Source organism: Streptomyces clavuligerus, assembly GCF_005519465.1.
GTDB lineage: Bacteria > Actinomycetota > Actinomycetes > Streptomycetales > Streptomycetaceae > Streptomyces > Streptomyces clavuligerus.
The window spans coordinates 4,143,793-4,161,719 of the sequence record NZ_CP027858.1 but is presented as its reverse complement, the minus strand read 5'-3'; the positions used below and the strand labels follow the sequence as shown (position 1 = coordinate 4,161,719).

The 17,927-nt window shown below is 71.0% G+C and carries 21 protein-coding genes and 1 tRNA gene; 12 read left to right on the top strand and 10 right to left on the bottom strand.

The genetic code is table 11. The features are described from left to right. Positions 1-76 precede the first annotated feature (76 nt). Together CRV15_RS17535 and CRV15_RS17530 are read left to right on the top strand one after the other, a co-directional pair. On the top strand, positions 77-1,390 hold the full coding sequence (locus CRV15_RS17535) for a type III PLP-dependent enzyme domain-containing protein (RefSeq protein ID WP_003960713.1): 1,314 nt from the start codon (positions 77-79) through the stop codon (positions 1,388-1,390). 158 nt (positions 1,391-1,548) lie between these two features. Then, positions 1,549-1,869, top strand: a complete 321-nt coding sequence (locus CRV15_RS17530) for a hypothetical protein (protein WP_003960714.1) — start codon at positions 1,549-1,551, stop codon at positions 1,867-1,869. A gap of 60 nt (positions 1,870-1,929) precedes the next feature. Here the strand turns inward: CRV15_RS17530 and CRV15_RS17525 are convergent, their stop codons facing one another. Further along, on the bottom strand, positions 1,930-2,136 hold the full coding sequence (locus CRV15_RS17525) for a DUF397 domain-containing protein (RefSeq protein WP_003957450.1): 207 nt from the start codon (positions 2,134-2,136) through the stop codon (positions 1,930-1,932). Between CRV15_RS17525 and CRV15_RS17520 the strand changes: the two genes are divergently transcribed. The 3 genes from CRV15_RS17520 (at position 2,137) to CRV15_RS17510 (ending at position 4,223) form a co-directional block, all read left to right on the top strand. Beyond that, positions 2,137-2,523, top strand: coding sequence for a hypothetical protein (locus tag CRV15_RS17520; protein ID WP_003957449.1), 387 nt, complete (start codon positions 2,137-2,139; stop codon positions 2,521-2,523). 168 nt (positions 2,524-2,691) lie between these two features. Then, entirely contained in the window at positions 2,692-3,846 is a 1,155-nt protein-coding gene (locus CRV15_RS17515) for an NsdA family TPR-like regulatory protein (protein WP_003957448.1), read from the top strand. Between the two features lie 11 nt (positions 3,847-3,857). Further along, on the top strand, positions 3,858-4,223 hold the full coding sequence (locus CRV15_RS17510; protein ID WP_003960716.1) for an ASCH domain-containing protein: 366 nt from the start codon (positions 3,858-3,860) through the stop codon (positions 4,221-4,223). Positions 4,224-4,272: 49 nt separating this feature from the next. Here CRV15_RS17510 and CRV15_RS17505 read toward each other — a convergent pair whose 3' ends face one another. From CRV15_RS17505 to CRV15_RS17495, 3 genes are all read right to left on the bottom strand, one after another. Continuing rightward, positions 4,273-4,479 carry a DUF397 domain-containing protein gene (locus CRV15_RS17505; RefSeq protein WP_003960717.1) on the bottom strand — a complete coding sequence of 69 codons (207 nt, stop codon included), beginning with the start codon at positions 4,477-4,479 and terminating at the stop codon, positions 4,273-4,275. Between the two features lie 64 nt (positions 4,480-4,543). Continuing rightward, positions 4,544-4,750, bottom strand: a complete 207-nt coding sequence (locus CRV15_RS17500) for a DUF397 domain-containing protein (RefSeq protein ID WP_003957445.1) — start codon at positions 4,748-4,750, stop codon at positions 4,544-4,546. Further along, entirely contained in the window at positions 4,747-5,589 is an 843-nt protein-coding gene (locus CRV15_RS17495) for a helix-turn-helix domain-containing protein (protein ID WP_003957444.1), read from the bottom strand. The genes CRV15_RS17500 and CRV15_RS17495 overlap by 4 nt, the downstream gene beginning before the upstream one ends. 529 nt (positions 5,590-6,118) lie before the next feature. Between CRV15_RS17495 and CRV15_RS17490 the strand changes: the two genes are divergently transcribed. Then, a complete protein-coding gene (locus CRV15_RS17490) occupies positions 6,119-6,358 on the top strand; it encodes a hypothetical protein (RefSeq protein ID WP_029182944.1) in 240 nt (79 codons plus the stop codon). On the opposite strand, the gene CRV15_RS17485 is transcribed toward CRV15_RS17490, so the two are convergent. After that, entirely contained in the window at positions 6,355-6,921 is a 567-nt protein-coding gene (locus CRV15_RS17485) for a hypothetical protein (protein WP_003960722.1), read from the bottom strand. The two genes, CRV15_RS17490 and CRV15_RS17485, sit on opposite strands and share 4 nt — an antisense overlap. Before the next feature lie 97 nt (positions 6,922-7,018). Then, positions 7,019-7,855 (bottom strand): MurR/RpiR family transcriptional regulator, encoded by an 837-nt coding sequence (locus CRV15_RS17480; RefSeq protein ID WP_003957440.1) that lies wholly within the window; start codon positions 7,853-7,855, stop codon positions 7,019-7,021. A 150-nt stretch (positions 7,856-8,005) separates the two neighbouring features. Between CRV15_RS17480 and CRV15_RS17475 the strand changes: the two genes are divergently transcribed. Continuing rightward, a complete protein-coding gene (locus CRV15_RS17475) occupies positions 8,006-8,440 on the top strand; it encodes a hypothetical protein (RefSeq protein ID WP_003957439.1) in 435 nt (144 codons plus the stop codon). 438 nt (positions 8,441-8,878) lie between these two features. Here the strand turns inward: CRV15_RS17475 and CRV15_RS17470 are convergent, their stop codons facing one another. Continuing rightward, the gene (locus tag CRV15_RS17470) at positions 8,879-10,276 is read right to left on the bottom strand and encodes a cystathionine beta-synthase (RefSeq protein ID WP_009996390.1); all 1,398 of its coding nucleotides are present in this window, start codon (positions 10,274-10,276) and stop codon (positions 8,879-8,881) included. Between the two features lie 186 nt (positions 10,277-10,462). On the opposite strand from CRV15_RS17470, the gene CRV15_RS17465 reads away from it, so the two are divergent. The 3 genes from CRV15_RS17465 (at position 10,463) to CRV15_RS17455 (ending at position 14,238) form a co-directional block, all read left to right on the top strand. Continuing rightward, positions 10,463-11,494, top strand: a complete 1,032-nt coding sequence (locus CRV15_RS17465) for an SGNH/GDSL hydrolase family protein (RefSeq protein WP_003957437.1) — start codon at positions 10,463-10,465, stop codon at positions 11,492-11,494. 107 nt (positions 11,495-11,601) lie between these two features. Beyond that, positions 11,602-12,822, top strand: a complete 1,221-nt coding sequence (locus tag CRV15_RS17460) for an acetyl-CoA C-acetyltransferase (RefSeq protein WP_003957436.1) — start codon at positions 11,602-11,604, stop codon at positions 12,820-12,822. A gap of 501 nt (positions 12,823-13,323) precedes the next feature. After that, complete coding sequence (locus tag CRV15_RS17455) at positions 13,324-14,238, top strand: hypothetical protein (protein WP_003960724.1); 915 nt, start codon at positions 13,324-13,326, stop codon at positions 14,236-14,238. An 86-nt stretch (positions 14,239-14,324) separates the two neighbouring features. Here the strand turns inward: CRV15_RS17455 and CRV15_RS17450 are convergent, their stop codons facing one another. Next, entirely contained in the window at positions 14,325-14,687 is a 363-nt protein-coding gene (locus tag CRV15_RS17450; protein ID WP_003957434.1) for a hypothetical protein, read from the bottom strand. 99 nt (positions 14,688-14,786) lie between these two features. Between CRV15_RS17450 and CRV15_RS17445 the strand changes: the two genes are divergently transcribed. Next, positions 14,787-15,017, top strand: a complete 231-nt coding sequence (locus CRV15_RS17445) for a DUF4287 domain-containing protein (RefSeq protein WP_003957433.1) — start codon at positions 14,787-14,789, stop codon at positions 15,015-15,017. Positions 15,018-15,133: 116 nt separating this feature from the next. Here CRV15_RS17445 and CRV15_RS17440 read toward each other — a convergent pair whose 3' ends face one another. Then, positions 15,134-16,012, bottom strand: coding sequence for a Bax inhibitor-1/YccA family protein (locus tag CRV15_RS17440; RefSeq protein WP_009996395.1), 879 nt, complete (start codon positions 16,010-16,012; stop codon positions 15,134-15,136). Between the two features lie 434 nt (positions 16,013-16,446). Next, positions 16,447-16,529 (bottom strand) — tRNA-Leu (locus CRV15_RS17435). Between the two features lie 560 nt (positions 16,530-17,089). On the opposite strand from CRV15_RS17435, the gene CRV15_RS17430 reads away from it, so the two are divergent. Next, positions 17,090-17,860: an ABC transporter ATP-binding protein gene (locus CRV15_RS17430; RefSeq protein ID WP_003957431.1), complete on the top strand. Its 771-nt coding sequence runs from the start codon at positions 17,090-17,092 to the stop codon at positions 17,858-17,860. Positions 17,861-17,927 lie beyond the last annotated feature (67 nt).

Below are 17,927 nucleotides of genomic sequence, written 5' to 3'. Positions count from 1 at the left end.
CATTCACATATTCATGAAGTGAATACTTCTAGTCAACAGTCGCGTGGGAGCCGCCCCGCGTGTTTGGCTGGCGCATATGACTCCAGAACGCCGGAACCGTGCCGTACGAGCCGCTGTTGAACAGGGTCTTCTCAGCGAGGAACGGCCGGTGGCCGCGCTGTTGGACGTGGCCGGGATCAAGGCGTCCGCGACCGCGCTGAAGGAGGCGTTCGCGGGCGTCACGGAGGCGCCCGTGCTGCACGCCTTCGCGGTGAAGGCCGCGCCGCTGGTCCCCGTCGTCGCGCTGCTGAACGGGGAGGGCATCGGCGCCGAGGTGGCGAGCCCCGGGGAACTGGCCATCGCCCGCGCCGCCGGGGTCCCCGCCGCCCGCACCGTGCTGGACTCCCCCGCGAAGACCGTCCGCGAACTGCGTGAGGCCCTGGACCTCGGGATCGCCCTCAACGCGGACAACCCGCAGGAGCTGTCGCGGATCGACGCGCTGCTGGCCGAAACCGATGGGGTCCGCTCCCCCGTCGGCGTCCGGATCAACGCGCAGGTGGGCGCCGGGGCGATCGGGGCACTGTCCACGGCCACCGCCACATCGAAGTTCGGCGTGGCCCTGCGCGACCCGGGCGCCCGCGCCGCCGTCGTCCGGATGTTCCTGGACCGCCCCTGGCTGACCCGGCTGCACACCCACTCCGGCTCGCAGGGCGTCCCGCTGGCCCGGATGACCGAGGGCGTACGGGAGCTGTACGCGCTCGCCGAGGAGATCAACGCGGCGGCGGGGCGACGGCAGATCGACACGCTCGACATCGGCGGCGGACTGCCCGTCAACTTCGCGTCGGACGAGACGACACCGACGTTCGCGGAGTACGCGGCGCTGCTGAAGCGGGAGGTCCCGGGCCTGCTGGACGGGCGCTACGCCCTGGTGACGGAGTACGGCCGGGCGCTGCTCGCGAAGCACGGCACGATCCTCGCGCGGGTGGAGTACACGAAGGTCTCCGGCGGACGCCCGATCGCGGTCACGCACGCGGGCGTGCAGGTGGCGACGCGAACGGTGTACGACCCGGTCTCCTGGCCCCTGCGGATCGCCGCGTACGGCCCGGACGGCCACCCGAAGACCGGCGCTCCGGTGCCACAGGACATCGCGGGCCCGGCCTGCTTCGCGGGCGACCTGCTGGCGGAGGCCCGGGAGCTGCCGCCGCTGGACCAGGGCGATGTGGTGGCGGCGCTGGACACGGGCGCGTACTGCTTCTCGAACCACTACGGGTACAACAGCCTGCCCCGCCCGGGCGTCTACGGATACACCGCCGACGCGACAGCCGTGGACTTCCGCCTGGTCCGGGCCCCGCAGACGGAAGCGGAACTGGTCGCGGAGTCGGGCGGAGCCCAGGCGTCCGCCTTGCTGTAAACGGGGCGCTGCGATCCGTCGCCCATTCGGATGGACCGGCCCCCGGAGGGCCGCCCGAGGCGGGAGGGCGGCAGTAGATGTACGACCATGCCCCAGGGAGACAAGCACCCGAAGAAGGACGCCGAAGCGGCGCTGAAGCGAGCGGAGGCACCGGAACTGTGCGTGACTGGCACTTCAACCTCGTTCTTGACGCCCCGCTGACCGAGGAGCAGCGGGACATCATGAACGGATCGGACCGCATCGCGGAGGGAGGCTTGGGGCTGGCCGAACGGCCGGGTTACTCCCGTTTCATCTGCGTCGTCCGGGCCGACACCCTCACGGCCGCCATCGCGGAAGCGCTGAGCCGGATCGGGGATGTGCCCGGCGCCTTCATCCGCAGTGTCGAGCTGGACGAAATCGCCCTGGACGAGAACGGCATGGCCACCCCGGCGGTGATCCCCGCCCCGCCCCGGCTGGAGGAAGACACCCCGGTGTCGTGACGACGGACGGCCCCGCGCCCTTCCACTGGGGAGGGGTGCGGGGCCGCGCCGTGTGTTCGCCTAGAGGGCGGCTTCGCGGGCCAGGACTACCAGGCCCGCGAACGCGTCAGCCGACACCATCAGGACGGGGCCATCGACCCGCTTGCTGTCCCGCACCGGAACAACACCCTTCACGGACGCGTACGAAGGGGACACCTCCACACACTGCCCACCCTGGCCGCTGTAGCTGGACTTGACCCAGCCGACACGAGAGGTGATACCTGCCATATGCGTATTCCTCCAGATCCTTACGAATGCGCGCCTGAGACCGATTCACAGAGAGGCACCGGGACTGTGCGTGAGTGGTACTTCGACCTCGTTCTTGATGCCCCGCTCACCGAGGAGCAGTCCAACACTCTGGCCCATCTCGACCGCTTCAACGACGGACGGATCGGCTTGACGGAGGGGCCTGGCCGTAGCTGGTTCATGTGCGCGTTCGAGGCCGAGACCCTGACCGAGGCCGTCGCGGAAGCGCTGGACTTCTTCGAGGACTTCCCGGAAGTCCTGGTCCGCAGTGTGGTGATGGACCACTTCGACCTCAACTGGAACGGGATGGCCACCCCAGCGGTGGTCCCCGTTCCGTCCCGTGTGGAGGGGCACTCACCGGTGCCGTAGCAGCGGACAGCCCTGTGCTCTTCCCTTGGGGAGAGCACAGGGGCCACGCTGTGTTCGCCCAGAAGAGATCGTCCGGCGTCGGCCTTCACAGAACATCGTCGAAGTCCGCTGGTCGGCAGGGAGTACTACGGCGTCGGATACGGCGATCTCGTTCGCGGTCGCTTCCACTTGGATCAGGCTGGCGCCTCTGGTGGAAGACTTCCCGAAGGGGAAGCAGCCCGTACCGACGCGGGTCCGCAGACCATCACGGAGGTGGGGCCGACGAAACGCCGCAGCGCGGTGAAGCTCGCCGGACTGGCCGTGGCCGCTCCGGCCGCCGCGGCGCGGGTCCTTGAGGAGGCCGCCGCCGAGGCCATGGAGTTCACCCGGCAGGCCGAGGCGACCTCGCTCGGCTCGGGGACCCTGGACCACCTTGACCTCGCGGTCACCGAGTTCAACCGCGCGTACTCCCTCAAGCCGCCTCAGGCCGTCTTCGACGCGGTGCTCGACTACCGGCGCAAGGTCGCCGCCCTCCTGGCGGGGCGGCATACCCACCGCCAGGAACGCGAACTGCTGGCGTTCGCGGGCTGGCTGTCCGAGCTTCTGGCCTGGCTCGCCCACGACCTCGGGGACGCCCGTACCGGTCTGGCGTTCGCCACCGACTCCTTCGTCCATGGTCAGCAGGCCGGACACGGCGAGTTGTGCGCGTGGGCGATGGACGCCGCCGCCTCCATCAACCTGTACGAGCAGCGGCCCGGCCAAGCGCGTGAAGCGGCCCTCAAGGGGCTCATCGAGGCCCCCGCCACCCACCCGCTGACCGTGAGGCTACATGCCCAGGCCGCGCGGGCCGCTGCCGCCGACGGCGACGCGGACGGCTTCACTGCCGCCTTCCGGGCCGCCGAGGACGCGCACCGGCTCCTGCCGCCCCGCTCACCCCGCCGCTTCGGCATGGATGTCCTGCCGCTCGCGGACTATGCCCTCACTTCCTATCCGGCGACCTCGTTCATCTGGCTGGGACAGGCCGAACAGGCCCGCCGACACGCCGAACAGGCACTGGCGACCTATGAGGCGGCCCCCGCCGCGTCGAGGTCCCCGAGCCGCGAGGCCATCGCCCGCATCGATCTGGCCCTGGCCCATGCCCTCCTCGGCGACCCCGACGACGCCATCGCCCTCGGCCACCAGGCACTCGGCTCCGCCCGCGTCGTCGACTCCGTCCGCCACCGCGCGAGCGACCTCGTCTCGTTCCTGAACCGCCGCTATCCCCGCCAGTCGGCCGTCGAGGGCCTGAGCGAACGACTGGCCGCCGCCCGCCAGGCGCTGCCCGCAGAATCCCCCGGAGCGTGAAGGACATCCTGATGACGAGCAACGGTCCCCGGCCCCGCGAGCACTCCCTCACCATCCGCAAGCCGTACTTGGACCTCATCGCCTCCGGCGCCAAGACCATCGAGGTCCGCGTCGGCTATCCCAAGATCCGCAGGTTCGCCCCCGGCGACATCCTCACGATCATCTGCGCGGACGAGTCCGTGACCACCCGCATCACGGCGGTGAGGGAGTACGAGTCCTTCGCGGCGATGGTCGACGCGGAGGACGCTGCCGCGATCGGCGGACCGGGCATGACCCATGACCAGCTCGTCGCCGCGATCCGGAGTATCTACCCGCCCGAGAAGGAAGCCCTCGGCGTCTTCGCCCTCCACCTCGCCCTCGTGCCGAGCAGGGCCTGAAACGAACGGCCCCGCACCGAGAGGGTGCGGGGCCGCGTCGTGTGTTCGCCTAGAGGGCGGCTTCGCGGGCCAGGACCACCAGGCCCGCGAACGCGTCAGCCGACACCATGAGGACGGAGCCGTCGGCCCGCTTGCTGTCCCGCACCGGAACGACACCCATCGCGGACGCGTACGAAGGCGCCCACTCCACGCATTCGCCGCCGTTGGGGCCGCTGTAGCTGGACTTGACCCAGTCGAGAGAAACGATCGCAGTCATCGAACGCACTCCTTCATGATCGAGCGGATCAGCCTGAACGAGTGGAGCTGTGCGGCGCGCTCACTTACAGGGACGCGTCACGGGCCATGGTCACGAGGCCCGCGAACGCACCGGCGGACACCATCAGGGCAGGGCCGTCGGCCCACTTGCTGTCCCGCACCGGAACGACACCCGTCGTGGACGCGTACGAAGGCGCCCACTCGACGCATTCGCCACCCTCGCCGTCGCTGTAGCTGGACTTGATCCAGTTGAGGGAATCGATCGTGGTCATCGAGCGTGCTCCTTCATGATCGAGTGAATCAGCCCGAGCGAGCGCGTCTCCGACTCCGCTGCCATACGCAGCCGATCGAAGGTGGACCCCCACGAGCTGACGACGGCCGGAGAGTCATTCATGTACCCGTGGCCGATGGTATCCGAGTACAGAATTCGCCCCTCCTGATTGCCCTGCGTCAGCAGCATGAAGGGCGACCCCGCTGCGGGCGCACCGGCCGAGAACGGGAGTACTTGCACCACCACGTTGGGGCTCTCCGCCATCTGCGCCAAGCGCTCAAGCTGCCCCACCATCACTTCAGAGCTGCCCACGACTGTACGCAGCGCTCCTTCGTGGATGATGAACCAGAGAAGCGGCGGATCGGTGCGCTCCAAGACCTCATGGCGGCGCATTCGAGCTGCCACACGAGTCTTGATGCGGGCGTCCGTCTCTCGCGGATGGGCCGCACGGAAGACCGCGTACGCGTACTCCGGGGTCTGGAGCAGGCCCATCATGAAGGAGTTGGCGTAGCCGTGGATCTCCACGACTTCCCGCTCCAGCGCCACGTACTTACGGAACCACCCCGGGTGGCCCATATCCAGCAGTCGACGCCGCAGCCGCGTGTAGACCCCGGATGTGCCAAAAATTCTGTCACACGCTTCCACGTAACGTTCGCTGGGGAAACGCGTTCCGGACTCCACGCGCGAAACGTAGGTCCGTTCGACTTGGCAATCGTCAGCAAGCGCCGATTGCGTCATACCCGCGTGATCACGCGCGTACATCAGCTCGGTTCCCAGCCAGGCCCCGGCGTCTTCGGGTTCCTCGGGGGCTTCATCCTTCGGTTCCTTTTCCTCGCTCACACGTCCACCTTTCGCGTGCCCGCATGGGTGCCAGCCCGCTTTGGCACGCCCATTTCGTTGGTTTCGGGTGCTTGACCAGGCCAGGGTGGATGTCGGCAGCGGCCAGAGCCCACCCCGCGCCTATGGCTACTGAGTTGATAGCACGTCAGCTCGTACGAACGGATGCGCTTTACGGATTTCTGGTCGCCGCCGGACCCCCACGTTCAAAATTCACCCTCGGAGGTTGACGTTGCGTCAGCCCTATCGCATGGACCCGGATTTCAACCCGTTCGATTTCGGGCCGTGCGGCTGCCCCGAACCGGACTGCCCCCTCAAGCCGCGCCCCATCCCCCAGGACCCGTCCCCACCAGCACCGAAAGGCTTTCCGTGCGACGAGCCCGAAAATCCAAGCACGTCATAGCCAACGCCCTGATGATCATCTCTCTGTGGGTCATCGCCCTGGCGATATTCGCCTCGGGAATCGCACAGGAACTCGACGCCCTCCGGCTCCCCGCATAACGGGGCCCCGCCGCAACCGAAAGGCATGCTCATGTCGATTCATGTCGAGGCGGGCCCCGACGGGCCCTTCGAGCTGCGCATGGTCCGGATCTACGACTGCGTCGTCCCGGAGCGCGTCATCGTCATCGCCCGGGTCGCGTTCACGGTGTTCGCGAACGATCTGCGTGCGGGCAGACTGGACCACCTGATGGCGTCCGACGAGGAGATGGCCGACGCGTCGGCGCTCGTGGACTGGTTCCGCGAGTCGGGGTCCGACCCCGGCGACAGCTAACGGCGGCGGCGGGCGCCGCCCGGAGCGGCGTCGCCCGCGCCGATGCCCGTGCTCCGGAACGCGGTCACGGGCTTGCCGACGGCCCCGGCGGATGACATCTCGTCCACGGAGACCCAGTACAGGGTCTCCGTGTCCTCCTCGCGGCGGCCGATGCGGACCGCCTTCAGCCAGAGGCCCGCGCCGATGCCCGCGAGCAGCAGACCGCCCGCGCCCGGCAGGGCGAAAGAAGAAACGACGGCGGCGAGGAAGGCCGACGGGTACACCCAGCGGCGGGCCCGGCGGCGGACCCGGAGGGTGACGCGGCGGTCCTGGAGGACGTCGTGGCGGCCCGCGCGGTCGGCGGCGGCCATGAGGGACGTGCAGCGGCCCCAGCGGGCCGACGCGGTGACGGCGGCGGCGATGAGCAGCAGCGCCGCTCCGGACAGCAGGCCGATGCGCCGGCCCGTCAGACCGGGCAGCAGCGCGCCGATGCCCGCCGCGAGCAGCCCCAGCCACCACAGGGGGGCCGCCCCGGCCCGTACCACCACGGCGACCCGCGCCAGCGACCGCGTCCCACGTGCCACGTGCGTTCACTCCCGTCCATGCTCAGGTGTCCGGTGTCCGGCCCGGCAGGTTAGCCCCGTTTTCTGAGGGACGTCTGAGAGAGCCGGGACCGGGGGGTCACTCCGCGAAGAGACCCCGCGCGGCGGCCCGCGCGTCGAATTCCTCCAGCCGGGCCTGCGCGTCCGGCAGCTCGTCGCACATCGCCTCCAGCAGCACCCGTCCCAGCAGCATCGGCGCGCACACGGTGTCGAAGGAGAGCCCGGTGCCGACCGCCGCCGGGAGCAGCAGGTCGCTGTGTCCGGCGACAGGCGCGAACGCGGAGTCCGCGACGGTGACGACGGTCAGCCCGGCCGAGCGGGCGTACTCCAGGGCCTCCACGACCTCCTTGGGGTGGCGCGGCAGCGCGAAGCAGAGGAGAGCGTCCGCGCCCGCGCGCCGGGCGGCGTCGACGCGGTCGGCGAGGAGGGTGCCGCCCTCGTCGAGGACCCGGACGTCGGGGTGCACCTTGGCGGCGAAGTAGGCGAAGCCGCGCGCCTGCGCTGCGGCGGCCCGCAGGCCGAGGACGGGCAGCGGGCGGGAGGCGGCGAGCAGCCGTCCGGCGCGTTCGACGGGTTCGGGGTCGGCGAGGAAGTCGGCGAGCCGCCGCAGATTCTCGATCTCGGCGTGCACCGCCTGCTGGTACTCGTTGGGCACGGCCTCGGCGGGGCCGCCGCCGCGCGGCGCGAACTCCCGCAGATGGCGGCGGAGCGCCGGGTAGCCGTCGAAGCCGAGGGCGACGGCGAACCGGGTGACGGACGGCTGGCTGACCCCGGCGACCTCGGCCAGCTCCACACTGGACAGGAACGGCACCTCCGCCGCGCGGCGGACCATGCTGTGGGCGATCCTGCGCTGGGTGGGGGTGAGCCGGTGCCCCTCGAAGAGCTGCTGAAGTCGTGCGGCAGCGCTGTCGCTCATGCCTTCCCTCTCGTCACGGTCACCGGCCGGTGCGCCGGTCGAGCGGCGTCGCCGCCGCTGTCACATCATCCGTCAGCGCTCGGTCGCGGGCTGCCGGAAAGGGGGGCCAGCCCCCCTGACGGGGGCGGTGCCCGCCCGTAGCGTGAAGGCATGGAAACCCGCGACCCGGAACTCAAGAAGGAGCTCGACGCCACCCTGCACGCCCGGCGCGAACTGGGCGAGGAGTACGAGTCGGCTCTGGTCGACTCGTTCCTGGACAAGGTCGAGCAGCGCATCGATGACACGGTCGACCGCAGGGTCCGCCGTCACCTCGCCGAACAGCAGATGGTCGCCGCCCGGGGCAGCGGTCCGGCGCGGCACTCCCCGGAGCCCGGCTTCGGCGAACGTTTCGGCTTCGGTGTCGTCTCGTTGCTCCTGGCCGTCCCGCTGTCCGCGATCGGCGTGGTGAACGCCGGTCTGCTGGGTCTGATCACCGCGTGGGCGGGGATCGTGGGGGTGAACGCCGTGCACGCGGCGGGTCCGTCGCTGCACCGGTGGCTGCGCCGGGGCGGAGGGGACCGGTCCGCGTCCGAGCGGGAGGACTGACCGGAGCGACTGACCGTTCCGGAGTGCCGGTACCGGCCCGGTCACCGGCTCCGCACAGGGGAGGGGACGGGAGAGGTCTGACGCGGGGGCCGCCGCACTCCCCGGCCGCCGGCCGGGTAGCGGGACGACGACGGCCCCCGCGTGAGACACGGTCCCGGGTCAGGGCCGGTCTCCGCGTCCAGGCGCAACCCGGGGCCCGGGAGCCGCTCCGGAGCCCAGGACACCGCCTGTGGCACCGGCGGATTCCCGTTTCCGGGGGTCCGCCGACACTCACCACTGTGCCCGCTCCGTGTTAAGGCGGTGCTGCGCGAACGTGACACGCGCGTACCGTTTCCGCGAACGGCGCGAAGGGGCGGAGCAGCGGTTTTCCGCCCAGGGCGCTCGTCCGTCACCGTGACCGGATCGGGCCACCGGGCCGGGACCCGGTGGCCCGGCGGGTCACTTCCCGTTGTCGGCGAGGAACGCCAGCAGGTCCTGGCGGCTCACCACCCCGGTGGGCTTGCCCTCCACCAGCACGATCGCCGCGTCCGCGCCCGGGACCGAGCTGAGGACGGTCATCAGGTCCTCGACCGGCTCGCCCGAGCCGACCTGCGGCAGCGGGGCGCTCATGTGCTTCTCCAGCGGGTCGACGAGGTGGGCGCGCCGGTGGAAGAGGGCGTTCAGCAGCTCCCGCTCGACGACCGAGCCGATGACCTCGGCGGCCATCACATCGGGGTGCCCGGCGCCCGGCTTGACGATCGGCATCTGGGAGACGCCGTACTCGCGCAGCACCTCGATGGCCTCGCCGACGGTCTCCTCCGGGTGCATGTGCACCAGGCTGGGGATCTTCCCGCCCTCCTTGTGGCGGAGCACATCGCCGACGGACGCGGACGGACCGGCCTCCTCCAGGAAGCCGTAGTCGGCCATCCACTCATCGTTGAAGATCTTGGAGAGGTAGCCGCGCCCGCTGTCCGGGAGCAGGACGACGACCACGTCGTCCGGGCCGAGCCGCTCGGCGACCCGCAGCGCGGCGACGACGGCCATCCCGCAGGAGCCGCCGACGAGCAGCCCCTCCTCGCGGGCCAGCCGCCGGGTCATCTGGAACGAGTCCTTGTCGGACACGGGGACGATCTCGTCCGCCACCGTCCGGTCGTACGCCGTCGGCCAGAAGTCCTCGCCGACGCCCTCGACGAGGTAGGGGCGGCCCGAGCCGCCGCTGTATACAGAGCCCTCGGGGTCGGCTCCGACGACCGTGACCGCCCCGTCGCTGACGTCCTTGAGGTAGCGCCCGGTGCCGCTGATGGTGCCGCCGGTGCCCACGCCCGCGACGAAGTGGGTGATCCTCCCCTCGGTCTGCTCCCACAGCTCGGGGCCGGTCGTCTCGTAGTGCGAACGGGGGTTGTTCGGGTTGGAGTACTGGTCCGGCTTCCAGGCCCCGGGGATCTCCTTGACCAGCCGGTCGGAGACGTTGTAGTACGAATCGGGGTGCTCGGGGTCCACGGCGGTGGGGCAGACGACCACCTCGGCGCCGTAGGCCCGCAGTACGTTGATCTTGTCCGTGGACACCTTGTCCGGGCAGACGAAGACGCATTTGTAGCCCTTGCGCTGGGCCACGATCGCCAGTCCGACGCCGGTGTTCCCACTGGTGGGCTCGACAATCGTGCCGCCCGGCCGCAGCTCGCCGCTCCGCTCGGCCGCCTCGATCATGCGCAGCGCGATACGGTCCTTGACCGAGCCTCCGGGGTTGAAGTACTCGACCTTCGCGAGCACGGTCGCCTGGATGCCCTCCGTGACGCCGTTCAGCCGCACGAGCGGGGTATTACCGACAAGATCGATCATCGAGTCGTGAATGCGCACAATGATTCTCCGGGGTCTCCGTAGTGAATGCGGTCAGCGTATGCGGACCGTGGCCGGGATTGGGCTACGGCGCCTTCGGGGCAGTCAGCTCATGACCGACTGGCATAACCGGCCGCTGCCGGGCCGGTCGGCCAGGGGCGGCCGGTCATGACCGGCCGGTCGGTCACCGGGAGAGGAGGCGGGGCGGTGTCGAGGGCGAGAGTGGCACGGCGGATCGCGGCGGGCGCGGCGTACGGAGGCGGCGGCATCGGGCTGCTCGGAGTGGCCACCGTCGGGGTGGTCCTCGCCGAGGTGCAGTTGGCCAAACGGTCGGTGGCCGGAGTGGCCGCCCCCGTGCCGCCCCGGGGCGAGGGGCTGTACGGGCTGGCCTTCGGCCGCAGGGACCCGCTGCTCCTGGGGATACTGGGCGACTCGACGGCGGCGGGGCAGGGGGTGCGCCGGGCCGGGCAGACCCCGGGCGCCCTGCTGGCCTCCGGGCTCGCGGCGGTCGTCGAACGGCCGGTGGAGGTCCGCAACGTGGCCCTGCCCGGGGCCCGCTCGGACGATCTGGACCGGCAGGTGCGGCTGCTGCTCGCGGACGCCTCCCGCCGTCCCGACATCTGCGTCCTCATGATCGGCGCGAACGACGTCACCCATCGGATGCCGCCGACCGAGTCGGTGCGCCATCTGGCGGCGGCGGTGCGGAGGCTGCGCACGGCGGGAGCCGAGGTCGTCGTGGGCACCTGCCCCGACCTGGGCACGATCGAGCCCGTGTACCAGCCGCTGCGCTGGCTGGCCCGGCGGGTCTCCCGGCAGCTCGCGGCGGCCCAGACGATCGTGGTGGTCGAGCAGGGCGGCCGGACCGTCTCGCTGGGGGATCTGCTGGGGCCCGAGTTCGCGGCGAACCCGAGGGAGATGTTCGGGGCGGACAGCTACCACCCCTCGGCGGAGGGGTACGCCACCGCCGCGATGGCGATGCTGCCGACGGTCTGCGCGGCGCTCGGCGTGTGGCCCGAGTCGGACCGCCCGGAGGCCGCGCGGGACGAGGGGGTGCTGCCGGTGGCGCAGGCGGCGGCCGAGGCGGCGCAGGAGGCGGGCACCGAGGTCACCGCCGCCCGCGCGCCATGGGCCCTGCTCAAGCGGAGACGCCGCAGGCGGCTGCCTGTCTGGGACGGGGAGGCGGTGGGTGAGGGCTCCTCCGGGGCGGCGGACGGCGGCGTACACCTCCCGCAGGACTGAGCGGTCGCTTAGAATTGAGGTCCGCATCACACCCGGCACCCCGTGACCCCGAGGCTACTTACAGGTAACTTCCCACCCAGTCCACCCTCTCCACCCCTGGAGCCGTGATGCCCGAAGCCGTCATCGTTTCCGCCGCCCGCTCCCCCATCGGACGGGCCTTCAAGGGCTCACTGAAGGAGTTGAGGGCGGACGAGCTGACCGCGACCATCATCCGGGCGGCACTCGACAAGATCCCCGCGCTCGACCCCGCCGACATCGACGACCTCATGCTGGGCTGCGGCCTGCCCGGCGGGGAGCAGGGGTACAACCTGGGCCGCATCGTGGCCGTGCGGATGGGCCTGGACCGGCTGCCCGGCTGCACGATCACGCGGTACTGCTCCTCCTCGCTCCAGACCTCGCGGATGGCGCTGCACGCGATCAAGGCGGGCGAGGGCGACGTCTTCATCTCGGCCGGTGTCGAGATGGTCTCCCGTTTCAACAAGGGCTCGTCCGACGGACTGCCCGACACCCAGAACCCGGTCTTCGCCGAGGCCCAGGCGCGCACCGCCAAGGTCGCCGAGGGCGGGGCGGACTCCTGGCACGACCCGCGCGAGGACGGGCAGCTCCCGGACGCGTACATCGCGATGGGGCAGACCGCCGAGAACCTGGCCCGGTTCAAGGGGGTCACCCGGCGCGAGATGGACGAGTTCGGCGTACGGTCGCAGAACCTCGCCGAGCAGGCCCTCGCGAACGGCTTCTGGGAGCGGGAGATCACCCCCGTCACCACCCCGGACGGCACGGTCGTCAGCAAGGACGACGGCCCCCGGGCCGGGGTCACCCTGGCGGGCGTCGAGGGGCTGAAGCCGGTGTTCCGGCCGGACGGCCTGATCACCGCCGGGAACTGCTGTCCGCTGAACGACGGCGCCGCCGCGCTCGTCATCATGAGCGACACCAAGGCCCGGGAGCTGGGGCTCACCCCGCTCGCCCGGATCGTCTCCACCGGGGTCTCCGCGCTCTCCCCCGAGATCATGGGCTACGGCCCGGTCGAGGCCAGCGAGCAGGCGCTCGCCCGCGCCGGGATGACCATCGGCGACATCGACCTCGTCGAGATCAACGAGGCGTTCGCCGCGCAGGTGATCCCCTCCTACCGCGATCTGGGCATCGACCTCGACCGGCTGAACGTGAACGGCGGCGCGATCGCCGTGGGCCACCCCTACGGCATGACCGGTGCCCGGATCACCGGCACCCTGATCAACAGCCTCCAGTTCCACGACAAGCAGTTCGGCCTGGAGACGATGTGCGTGGGCGGCGGCCAGGGCATGGCGATGGTCATCGAGCGGCTGAGCTGAGCGGTAGCGGAGGGTAGGGGTCGCCCGAGGGACGAGGGCGGGACCTGCCCACAGCGGAGGCGAAGCTCAGCGCGACCACAGACACGAGCGGCTGAGCTGAGCGGTAGCGGAGGGTAGGGGTCGCCCGAGGGACGAGGGCGGGACCTGCCCGCAGCGGAGGCGAAGCTCAGCGCGACCACAAACACGAGCGGCTGAGCTGAGCGGCAGCGGAGGCGAAGCTCGGCGCGACCACAGACACGAGCGGCTGAGCTGAGTCGCAGCGGAGGGCCGCAGACACGGGTGGCTGAGCCGGCAGGTCGGTTCATCACGTGGTGGCCATGACTCCCCCAGGGGTTCGATACCCCTGGGGGAGTGACGTTTCCCCTGGTCAAACCCCCTCATTGGTAAAGCCCAGGACAAAAGTCCTCCTGACCCGGTGACGTATTGCACTGACGGTGGGGTCCCCACACGCCTCAAGCTGAGGTAGGAAGTCGGGGTGTCGATCGAACCGGGAGTACGTCAGTGAGCGCTCTGTCTCTGGTCCTGCTGCTGACCACGGCCGCCGCCACCGTCGTCGGTGCCGCCGCTCTCCACGGTGCCCGCGGCCTCCGCGAGGAGCTGGCGGCGCTCCGCCGTGAACTCGGCCGGGCGACCGGGTCGGGCACACTGCCCCTCGTGCCCGCCGCACGGCAGACCCCCGTCGAGGAGATACGCGCGGCCGTCGCCGAGGCGCTCGCCGAGGAGCGCGAACGGGAGCTGGCCGAGGCGCGCGCCTTCTGGGCCGCGCAGGAGAGCCGGGACGCGGCGGAGTCGTCCGCCCGGTTCGGCGGGGAGCCGTCCGCCGCGCCGCTCGTCGGTGTCACGGACGACCTGTCCGGCGAGGAGCTGCCGTTCTATGTGCCCCGGCAGAGCGACTTCGTCGGTCTGGAGTCCCTGGACCCGGAGCCCGTCCAGGCCCTGGAGGAGCAGGCCGAGCTGGAGATCCAGCTCCGGGAGGAGCGCGCGGAGCTGGCGGCCGACCTCGCCGCCGATCTCGCCGCCGTGACGGAGTCCGCCGAGGACTCCCCCGAGCTGGCCGCCGCCCGGCGCCGCCACCCCTCGCACCCGGACTTCGTGCCGGACCGGTCCCCCGTCGTCAGCGATCACGAGCAGACGGTGGCCCGGCTGGAGGAGCTGGCGAGCGCCCGTACCGCGCTGGCCGATGTGCGGCCGGGGCCGCTGGGCACGCTCGATGTCTATGTCTTCGCGGACGGGACGACGCTCTGTGTGACCCCGGGCCACCGGGAGACCGCCGAGCAGCTCGCCGACGCCCTGCGGCTGGGTCGGACGCCCGCTCTGCTGGGCGGCTCCACGATCTCCGGCGCGTACGCCCTGACCTTCGTCTGCGGCGAGGACACCGTCTATCTCCTGGCGGACCGGGTCGTCGTCTCCCACTGAGGCCGCAGGGTCTCCGCCCGGGGTCCGGCCCTCCGCCCGAGGCCCGGCGCGCCCCCGCGCATCCGGCCGGACGCGCGCGCTCCGGCCTACAGCCCCGCGCGCTCCGCCGCCGCCCGTACCAGCTCGACCGCCTCGGCCAGTTCCGCCGCGCGCCGGGCGTCCCGGGCGCTCTCGGTGGCTTCCGCGCCCCCGAATGACGCCGTCCGCAGCGCCTCCGCCAAATCCATTCCGGCCACAGTCACTTGATCTGCCACAGCGAACATGCCCGCGTCGGGCATGATCAGCGGGATTTCGCCGGGGTTCTCGGCGAGCTGGGCACGGCGTGCCAACTCCCTGGCCAGCTCCAGTCCCTCCGTCGCGGCCCCCCGGGCGAGACGGCTCTGCGGGGCGGCCCGCAGCCGGTCGGCGAGGCGTTCGACGGCGGTCGTCAGATCGGTCGTATCCAGCACAGCACGACCCTATGCAACGGACGTGGAGTGTTGCCAATACGTCCGTGCTCGGGCACGGTGGCGGGAAGGAGCACACGCGCAACGCGTCCGGAGGCGCCGATGTCCCCAGTCTTCTCCGAAGAGACCCACCGCAACCTCCTCGCCCGCATCCCCCAATGCACCGGTCGTGAGATCTCCGACTGGCTGCGTGCCGTCGACGATGGGCCGTCCCTCACCCGCTTCGAGGAGAAGGTCAGCTGGCTCCGTGGCGAACACGACCTGTCGCACGGGTACGCCAAGGCGATCATCCACGAGCACGATCTGAGGCGAGCCGCCCGCAAGCTGCTGTAGCCATGGCCGCGCCCGGGCGGGCCCGACCGGGGCTCCGGAGACGGCGGAGGGCCCGCAGGCACTGTGCCTGCGGGCCCTCCCTCCGTTCGGTCGGCCGGACCGGCCTCGTCCAGGGGTCAGTCGTCGCCCTGGAGGATGGAGACCAGACGCAGCATCTCCAGGTAGATCCAGACCAGGGTCAGCGTGAGGCCGAAGGCGGCGAGCCAGGACTCCTCACGCGGGGCGCCGTAGGTCAGCCCGTCCTCGACCTGCTTGAAGTCCAGGGCGAGGAAGCAGGCGCCGAGGACGACACCGAGCACGCCGAAGAGGATGCCGAGGCCGCCGGAGCGCAGGCCCAGGCCGTCGCCGCCGCCGATGACGGCGACGAGCAGGTTGACCGCCATCAGCAGGACGAAGCCGATCGCGGCGGCGCTGACGAAGCCGGCGAAGCGCCGGTTCACCCGGATCCAGCGCATCTTGTAGGCGATGAGCACACCGGCGAAGACCGCCATCGTGCCGAGCACCGCCTGCGTGACCGCGCCGGGCGCGATGTGGGTGGACACCGTGTTGGACAGCACGCCGAGGAAGACGCCCTCGAAGGCCGCGTACGTCAGGATCAGCGCCGGGACCGGCTTGCTCTTGAAGGACTGGACGAGCGCCAGCACCATCGCGACCAGCGCGGCACCGATGGCGATGCCGTAGGACTGGCCGAGGTTGTCCTTGTCGACGGGCAGCAGGAACCACGCGAGCATCGCGGTGACGACGACCGTGCCGAGCGTCATCGCGGTACGCGCCACGACGTCGTCGATCGTCATCACCCGGTGGGCGGGGGCCTGGGCCGCGCCGAGCTGGGTGTCGGCAGGTGCGTACGGGTTGGTGGCGTACGGGTTGGCCGCGCCCTGGGCATAGGGGTTACCGGCGACAGGGCTCCCGGCCTGCTGCTGCGCGTTGAAGCCCGCAATGCCGTTGTCGCGGCTGAAACCCCGTCGCGAGAAGACCGGGTTACTGCTCCTCATCTCACTCCTCCATGGCCGCCGTGCGCGGCCTTGCGTCAAGAGTAATAGGGGCGCAAAGGAAGAAGCCTAGTGCTGAGGGAGGATCTTTCCCGATTGTGACCTGGCATACGTTTCCGGCCATGCCGCCTGCCCGGACGCGGGGCGCCGGTCGCGGACGGGTCCGGGTGGGGCGTGTCGCCGTTCGGCCGGACGGGCGGCCGGGGTGTCCGGGGCCGCGGGGAGCGGCCGGGGTGTCTCCTCGGATGCGTCACGAGGAGGGGGGCGGAGATCCCGGGGCGCGGGTCTCGGGGCCGGATCGGGGGTGGATCAGGGGTGGATCAGGGGGGATCGGGGGCTCGTCAGGGGTGGCGCGCGGGGGCCGCGGGGTGCGACGATGAGGCGATCTTGAATGTCAAGCATTCAACTACCCGGCGTCCCGCTCTCGTTACGGAGAGTGCCCGGAGCCGGACTCGAACCGGCACGGCCATGAAGGCCAGCGAGGTTTAAGCTCGCCGTGTCTGCATTCCACCATCCGGGCCAGGAGCGTGGCTCCGCGTAAGCACATGAGCCTATCCGGGGAGATCGACTCGCCCGGCGGCCCGTGGCCCGATGTTGTCTTATTTTATTGCCGCTTGAGGGTGCGTCAGCCCAGGTGGAAGAGGATCACAAGGCGTTCCATGGCGAACGCCGGGCGTCACGACCCCCGCACGCGAATGACGGAAACTCGTCGCAACCGAGTCGGCTTCGGACGCGTCCGCCCTCTCTCCGCACCCCGCACACGCGGTCGGCACCCGGCCTCCACCGAACAGCCACGCGACGCTCACCGGATCGAGGGCGGCGCCCGCGCCCCCGGACACCGCAGCGAAGAGTGACGACGCTCCGGAGCGCCCCGTCCCCTTTCCGCCCTCAGGGGCACCGTCATACCCAAGGAGGATGATCGCCGCTCCTGGTGCGACCAAAGGGGGCCCCGGGAACGGGCACGGGGGCTGACGATCCCCGCCCGGAACAAGGACAGGATGGTGTGTGTCCTCGGAGACGGCCTCCCGCAGTGGCCGCCCCCGGGTCCCCGGATCGACCCGCCCGAACAGGAGTGCCCCCGTGACCACCATGCCCATCGCACACCGCGCCACCGCCGTGGCCGCCCGCGCCACGGAACTGTCCAAGGTGTACGGGGAGGGCGAGACCCAGGTGGTGGCCCTGGACCGGGTCAGCGTCGACTTCCGGCAGGCCGAGTTCACCGCGATCATGGGGCCCTCGGGCTCCGGCAAGTCGACCCTGATGCACTGCGTCGCCGGGCTCGACAGCTTCAGCTCGGGCTCCGTCCGGATCGGCGAGACCGAGCTGGGCTCCCTCAAGGACAAGCAGCTCACCCAGCTCCGCCGGGACAAGATCGGCTTCATCTTCCAGGCGTTCAACCTGCTCCCCACGCTCACCGCGCTGGAGAACATCACGCTCCCGATGGACATAGCCGGCCGCAAGCCCGACCGCCGGTGGCTGAACTCCGTGATCGAGATGGTCGGGCTCTCCGGGCGGCTGAGCCACCGGCCCACGCAGCTCTCCGGCGGTCAGCAGCAGCGCGTCGCCGTCGCCCGCGCCCTCGCCTCCCAGCCGGAGATCATCTTCGGTGACGAGCCCACCGGAAACCTGGACTCCCGCTCCGGCGCCGAGGTCCTCGGCTTCCTCCGCAACTCGGTGCGCGAGCTGGGCCAGACCGTGGTGATGGTCACCCACGACCCCGTCGCCGCCTCCTACGCCGACCGGGTGGTCTTCCTGGCGGACGGCCGGATCGTCGACGAGATGGAGCACCCCACCGCCGACGCGGTGCTCGACCGCATGAAGGCGTTCGACGCCAAGGGCCGGACGAGCTGAGCCGACCCCGCCCAGCACCTCTCCGGACCCTCGGGGCCCGCCCGGCCCGGCACGACCGCCACCGACC